General features: G+C 64.7%; 5 protein-coding genes. All 5 read right to left on the bottom strand.

The features are described from left to right. Positions 1 to 138 precede the first annotated feature (138 nt). Positions 139 to 762, bottom strand: a complete 624-nt coding sequence (locus VN461_20370; GenBank protein ID HXB57131.1) for an amino acid racemase — start codon at positions 760 to 762, stop codon at positions 139 to 141. Positions 763 to 882: 120 nt separating this feature from the next. Then, positions 883 to 2,259 (bottom strand): pyridoxal-dependent decarboxylase, encoded by a 1,377-nt coding sequence (locus VN461_20375; GenBank protein HXB57132.1) that lies wholly within the window; start codon positions 2,257 to 2,259, stop codon positions 883 to 885. A gap of 201 nt (positions 2,260 to 2,460) precedes the next feature. Continuing rightward, positions 2,461 to 3,156: an amino acid racemase gene (locus VN461_20380; protein HXB57133.1), complete on the bottom strand. Its 696-nt coding sequence runs from the start codon at positions 3,154 to 3,156 to the stop codon at positions 2,461 to 2,463. A 132-nt stretch (positions 3,157 to 3,288) separates the two neighbouring features. Beyond that, a complete protein-coding gene (locus tag VN461_20385) occupies positions 3,289 to 4,746 on the bottom strand; it encodes a PLP-dependent aminotransferase family protein (protein ID HXB57134.1) in 1,458 nt (485 codons plus the stop codon). Between the two features lie 166 nt (positions 4,747 to 4,912). Then, a partial coding sequence (locus VN461_20390) for a hypothetical protein (protein ID HXB57135.1) occupies positions 4,913 to 5,367 on the bottom strand: 455 nt, incomplete at its 5' end.

Here is a 5,367-nt window from a genome sequence, read left to right on the forward strand (position 1 = left end):
CCTGCCAGGCGCGCCGTCGACGGAATGGACGCGGCTATGGCTGAGAGCGGGTTCCAGGAACCACTCTTCACGTCGTACTCCAGTAGATTCGCCTTCTGATCTCTAGCAAAGTGATCCTTGCAAAGGCTCCTACCGGCGCTATCGGTCTCCGACCGGTCCGCCGCGCCACGTCGGGAGGGCTCGATGGTCGACGGCAACGTCGAAGGCGGCGCGAGCCAGAAGGCGCGTCGAGTCCAGCGTGGGTAGCGGAGAGGCGTCGGGCGTCACCAGAAGGGGGATCTCCGTGCACACGAGGGCGACGGCGTCGCAGCCCCGTGCCGCCAGCCGCTCGATGATGCGAACGTACTCCTGAAGCGAGCTTGCGGTGAACACACCGTTGACCAGTTCATCGAAGATGATCCTGTTGATGATGTAGCGCTCGCCCGCATCTGGCACGTCTGCGGCTATCCCACGGCCGGCGAACGCTGTGGGATAGACCGGACCGTCCATTAGGTACCTGGTGCCAAGCACGCCGACGCGCCTGCGGCCATCGCGAGCGGCGCGGTCGGCGACCACCTCAGCGATGTGCAGGCCGGGAAGGGCAAGCTCCTCACCCGGTTGTTCAAGAGCCAGGTGTGCGGTGTTGTCCGGGCAGACGAAGAAGTCAGCGCCCGCACGGGCGAGTCGCTGCACGCTCACGGCCAACGTGGCTCGGATCGAAATGTAGTCCCCTTCGTCCCACGCGGGCATACTGCGTGCCAGGGCGATGCAGTCCAGGGTCACATCCGGGTGTTCATGGGGGCCTAGCTCACGGAACCCCTCCTGGCAGAAGGCTCGGAGGCAGAGCGCGGCCCCCTCCGCGCTGTGGGCGAGAATGCCAAGGTGCTTGATAATGGCTCCTCCCTAGGCGCGAGCAATTCGCAAGATTGCCGCGATGGAGCGATCCACGTCCGTTTCGGTAGTGGCCCAAGAGATCACGCTCACACGCATCGCCGTCTTACCCTGCCAGACGGTCACGCCGGCCCAGCACGTTCCCTCGTCCTGAATTGCCGCGATCACCTGGCGCGTGCGCTCCGCGTCGCCGAAGGACACGAGCACCTGGTTGAGAACCACGTCGTTGAGCACGGGGCACCCAGCATCGCTGAAACCTTCCGCAAAGCGGTTCGCCAGGCGGCAGTTGCGCTCCACGAGATCCGCGAGCCCCGTTCGGCCGAGCGCACGGAGCGACGCCCAAGCGTCGACCCCGCGAGGCCGGCGGGACACTTCAGGAGTGTAATCCGATGGATTGGTTTGATCGCTTGGAAGGTAGTCGGCATTGATCGCCATCGACTTCCGCAGTGCCTCGCCGTCGCGCACGATCGCCATGCCGCAGTCGTAGGGAGCATTCAGCCACTTGTGGGCGTCGGTGGCCCAGGAATCCGCGAGCTCGAGTCCATCCGCGAGGTGAGCCCGCGCCGGCGCGGCACGCGCCCACAGACCAAAAGCCCCGTCGACATGAACCCATGCCGGCGCTCTCGACGCACGCACGTACTGGATGACCTCCTTGAAGGGATCAAAAGCACCGGTGTTCACGTTCCCCGCCTGCAGGCACACGATCGTCGGGCCAGAAATGAACGGGAGTGCATCTGCGCTCATCCGGCCCTGCGAATCCACGGGAACCTTGACGACGCGGTTGCGTCCCAGACCCACGACGCCAAGCGCCTTGAAAAGCGTCGGATGCGCTTCGGCACCCGCGATTACAGTGATTGGCGGCGCGCCAAACAGCCCGTCAGCCTCGACATTCCATCCGACCCGAGCGAGAACCGAGCACCGGGCGGCGGCGAGTGACGTGATGTGCGCAACCGTGGTTCCGGTGACGAAAGCGCCCACGGAAGCGCGTGGGAGTCCGAGCAGCTCGATTGTCCAACGAAGCGCGATCTGTTCCAGCGTAGTGCTGCCCGGAGACGAGACAAAAAAGCCTCCGTGTTGTTCCCACGCCGTTGAGAGCCAGTTCGCCGCGAGCGCGGCCGGCAACGCCGAGCTGTTCACGAAGCCGAAGAAACGCGGACCAGCAATCGCCATCGTGGCGGGAGAGCCGATGCGGTCCAGCTCCTCGACGACCTGGTCAGCAGACATCGGACTGTCCTGAAGAGGGACATCGAATGCTTTCAGCCCCGCGAGCGCTTCCTGGCTGGGAGCGACGCGACGCTCGCCAATGCCATTGAGATAGCGCGTGGAGCGATCGGCGACATCGGCGAGTACTTGCCAGGTCCTGCCGGCGGAGGTTCGAGCATCAGTCATGGTCGCATGCCGGGTGAATGCGCGGCTTTCTAATACAACCGGTCCGGGTTATCCGCCCGGACCCACCGGGCGAAGGCGGCGACCGGCGGCGTCATCTTGGGAAGCACGACTTGGGAAGCACGACCCCCATCTTCTCGAGATTCTCGTAGAAGGACATAGAACTCCTAGTCGTTGAGACTCCCGCGACGAGACCCTCGACCACTAGGAGAGCAGCTCCCCGACGATCCGGTCGACGTGGATGCGCGTCGTATCGAGGAAGGGGATTCCGACGTCCCTAGCCTCGCGCAAGAGAAGGGGTAGCTCGGTTCCTCCCAAGACAAGCCCCTGGATCTGCTGTTCCCGGCGCATCCGCTCGATGATCGCGAGCAGTCCCTCGCGCGTCTCCGGCCGAAAGACCCCCTTTTGCAGCTCGCCGAGGTAGATCTGGTGGATGTAGGCCTGTTCGTCCGGCGCGGGTAGGACCAAGAGGATACCCCGGGCCGAGAAGTCAGATTGAAAGAACTGGCCCTGCATTGTGAAGCGGGCGCCGATCAGTCCCATATGCTTCAAGCCGAGCCGTTCGGCTGCGAGCCCCGCCGCCTCCACGATGCTAATCAACGGGAGGCGCGATCGCTCGCGCACACGCTCGAACACAAAGTGAGCAGCGCAGGCCGAAAGGAACCCGAAGTCAGCCCCTGCGTCAGCGAGCCGGTTCATCTCCGTCGCCAGGAACTCCGTCGCCCCGGCCTTGTCGTCGGCTTCGAAGAAGGCCAAGAGACGGCTCAAGTCCACGCTGTTGATCAGGATCGGTGGATAGCCGCCGTCGGGCCTTCGCTCCCGAAACGAAGCGATCATGAGGCGGTAGTAATCGATGGTAGCTTCCGGCCCCATCCCCCCGAGCATTCCAATGGTCTTCATCTTTCCATCGAGCGTAGCTTGCCGCTTAAGATCCAGAACAGCATCAGATCGCAGTAATCGGTTGCGGCACAGCGCCAGGGATTTGGAGGTTGGCCTCCAAGTCCCATCCCGCGGATACCGCGCGAAACACGCTCAGGTCATGCGGTGGCACAGCTTTCCGAGGGCGCCGAGGGCGTGCTCGATGACCGGGGACCAGGGCGCGCCGCAGCTCAACCGGACAAAGCCACGGTGGCGGCCCCGGGTCGAAAAGATCTCCCCGGGCAGGATGGCAATGCCCTGCTCTAGCGCATGCCGGTAGAGCTCCGTGCCGTTCACTCTGGGAGGCAGTTGGACCCAGACGAGATTGCCGCCCTCCGGCCGCGTCAGGCGCGTGCCCGGAGGGAAAGCCTCAGTGACCGCGTAGACGACGCGTGACACCTGATCCGCCAGACGGAGCCGCAGCCGCCGCAAGTGCCGTTCGAAGTGGCCGTGCTCCAAGACGCGGGCGAGGCTCAGCTGCGACAGGGAGGCGGTAGCCATCGAAGTGATGCCCTTGAGGAAGCGCGCTCGATCGCGGAAGCGGCCGGCCTCTATCCAACCCAGCCGCAGCCCGGGCGCCAGGGTCTTCGAGAACGAGGAGCAGAGCAATACCAAACCCGCCGCATCGAACGCCTTCGCTGCGGGCGGGCGCACCTCTCCGAAGGCCAGGTCGCCGAAGACGTCGTCCTCGATGAGCGGCACCTGCCGGCGCGTGACGAGGGCAACCAGCTCCTCTTTGGCGGCGCGGCTCATCACGCAGCCCAGCGGGTTGTGGGATGTGGTCATGCACACCACAGCCTTCGGATAGTGCCGGGCGATGGCGTGGTCCAGCAGGTCGAGTCGGATCCCGCGGCCGGGCTCCGCCGGTACCTCGACCACTCGCAGCCCCAGCGACTCCGCGGCCTGGAGAATCCCGAAATAGGTGGGGCTCTCCACTGCGATCAGGTCGCCAGGCCGAGTGACCGCACGCAGGCAGAGGTTAAGCGCCTCGAGCCCCCCGGCAGTCACCAGGATATCGTCGGGATCGAGTGTGCAGCCGGCGGCGAAAGCACGTCGGGCGAGCTGACGGCGCAGCTCCGGGTGACCGGTCAGCGGACCGTAGCCGGCGCTGTGCCCGGGTTCGTCGGCCAACACGCTTCGGACGGCGCGGTTCAAGTGACGCAAGGGGAGCCACGCGGGGCACGGCGCGGCCACGCCCAAGGGCACCAGTCGCGTTTCCTGGGTGCGGCCGAGCACCTCGCTCACCTCGTTGGCGATGCTCACCGGGACCGGTGCGATTGGGCCGGGGCGTGAACGCGGCAGGAGATGGGCAGCCGGCGGAGCAGAAACGAAGTAACCGGATCGCTCGCGCGCAACGAGCAGTCCGTCGCGCTCCAGGCTGAGGTAGGCCTGAGTGACGGTGGAGATGCTCACGGCTTCTTGGCGGCTCAAGACGCGTACCGAAGGCAGCCTGTCTCCCGGAGACAGGACACCGCGAGCGATCTGCGCACGCAGCCGGGCGGCCAACCGCGCATACAGATAGCTGGCTTCCTCCGGCCCCTCTGTCCTGGTTGAAGTGTGTGGAATCTGCATCTGTTACGATAGTACACCACCAGCTCGATTTGCAGCGTGACGCGATAGGGGCCGTCATTGGGTCGACGTGTTGGCAATTGGACAAACCTCGTTCGTCATCCTCCAGAGCCGAAGGTTATAGGTTTGAGCCCTATCGGGAGTACCAATCAGTCTTGGGGTTCAGTACTCAGGGTCTTGCGTCCCCGACTTCCGGCCGGGCTGGATCCACGGTGAGCGCTTCGGGGTCGAAGCCATCGAAGCGGGCGCTCTCGATCACGAGACGGTGGAAGTAGTTCTCCTGTAACGGCACGCGGGTTCCTTCGGGCGGTGGGAGCGTAATTGTTTGCTCGAAGGCGACCATGACTCCATCCTGACGCTTGTAGGCGCCGTAGTGGATTGTGCCCGCGGCAAACACCTTCATCAGAGGGCGCATCACGGGAGAGCTGAGCGGCACCGCGTCGCGCAGTGTGTAGCGAACGACGTCGATGAGGTGGGTCGCGGGATTGATCCAGAGGACGTACTGATCGTGCTCGGCGTGCGGCGCCGGTGAGCCCCAGGTCACAAACACTTTCTCATACGTTGCGGCAAGGTACTGGCCTTCACCTGCATAGAGGATCACGGGCGCCGATAGCATCCGGAAGG

This window comes from Vicinamibacteria bacterium, assembly GCA_035570235.1.
Classification (GTDB): Bacteria; Acidobacteriota; Vicinamibacteria; order Fen-336; family Fen-336; genus DATMML01.

Coding starts and splice junctions, on each gene's coding strand:
- VN461_20375 (HXB57132.1), bottom strand. CDS start 2,259: ATGACTGATGCTCGAACCTCCGCCGGCAGGACCTGGCAAGTACTCGCC.
- VN461_20380 (HXB57133.1), bottom strand. CDS start 3,156: ATGAAGACCATTGGAATGCTCGGGGGGATGGGGCCGGAAGCTACCATC.
- VN461_20385 (HXB57134.1), bottom strand. CDS start 4,746: ATGCAGATTCCACACACTTCAACCAGGACAGAGGGGCCGGAGGAAGCC.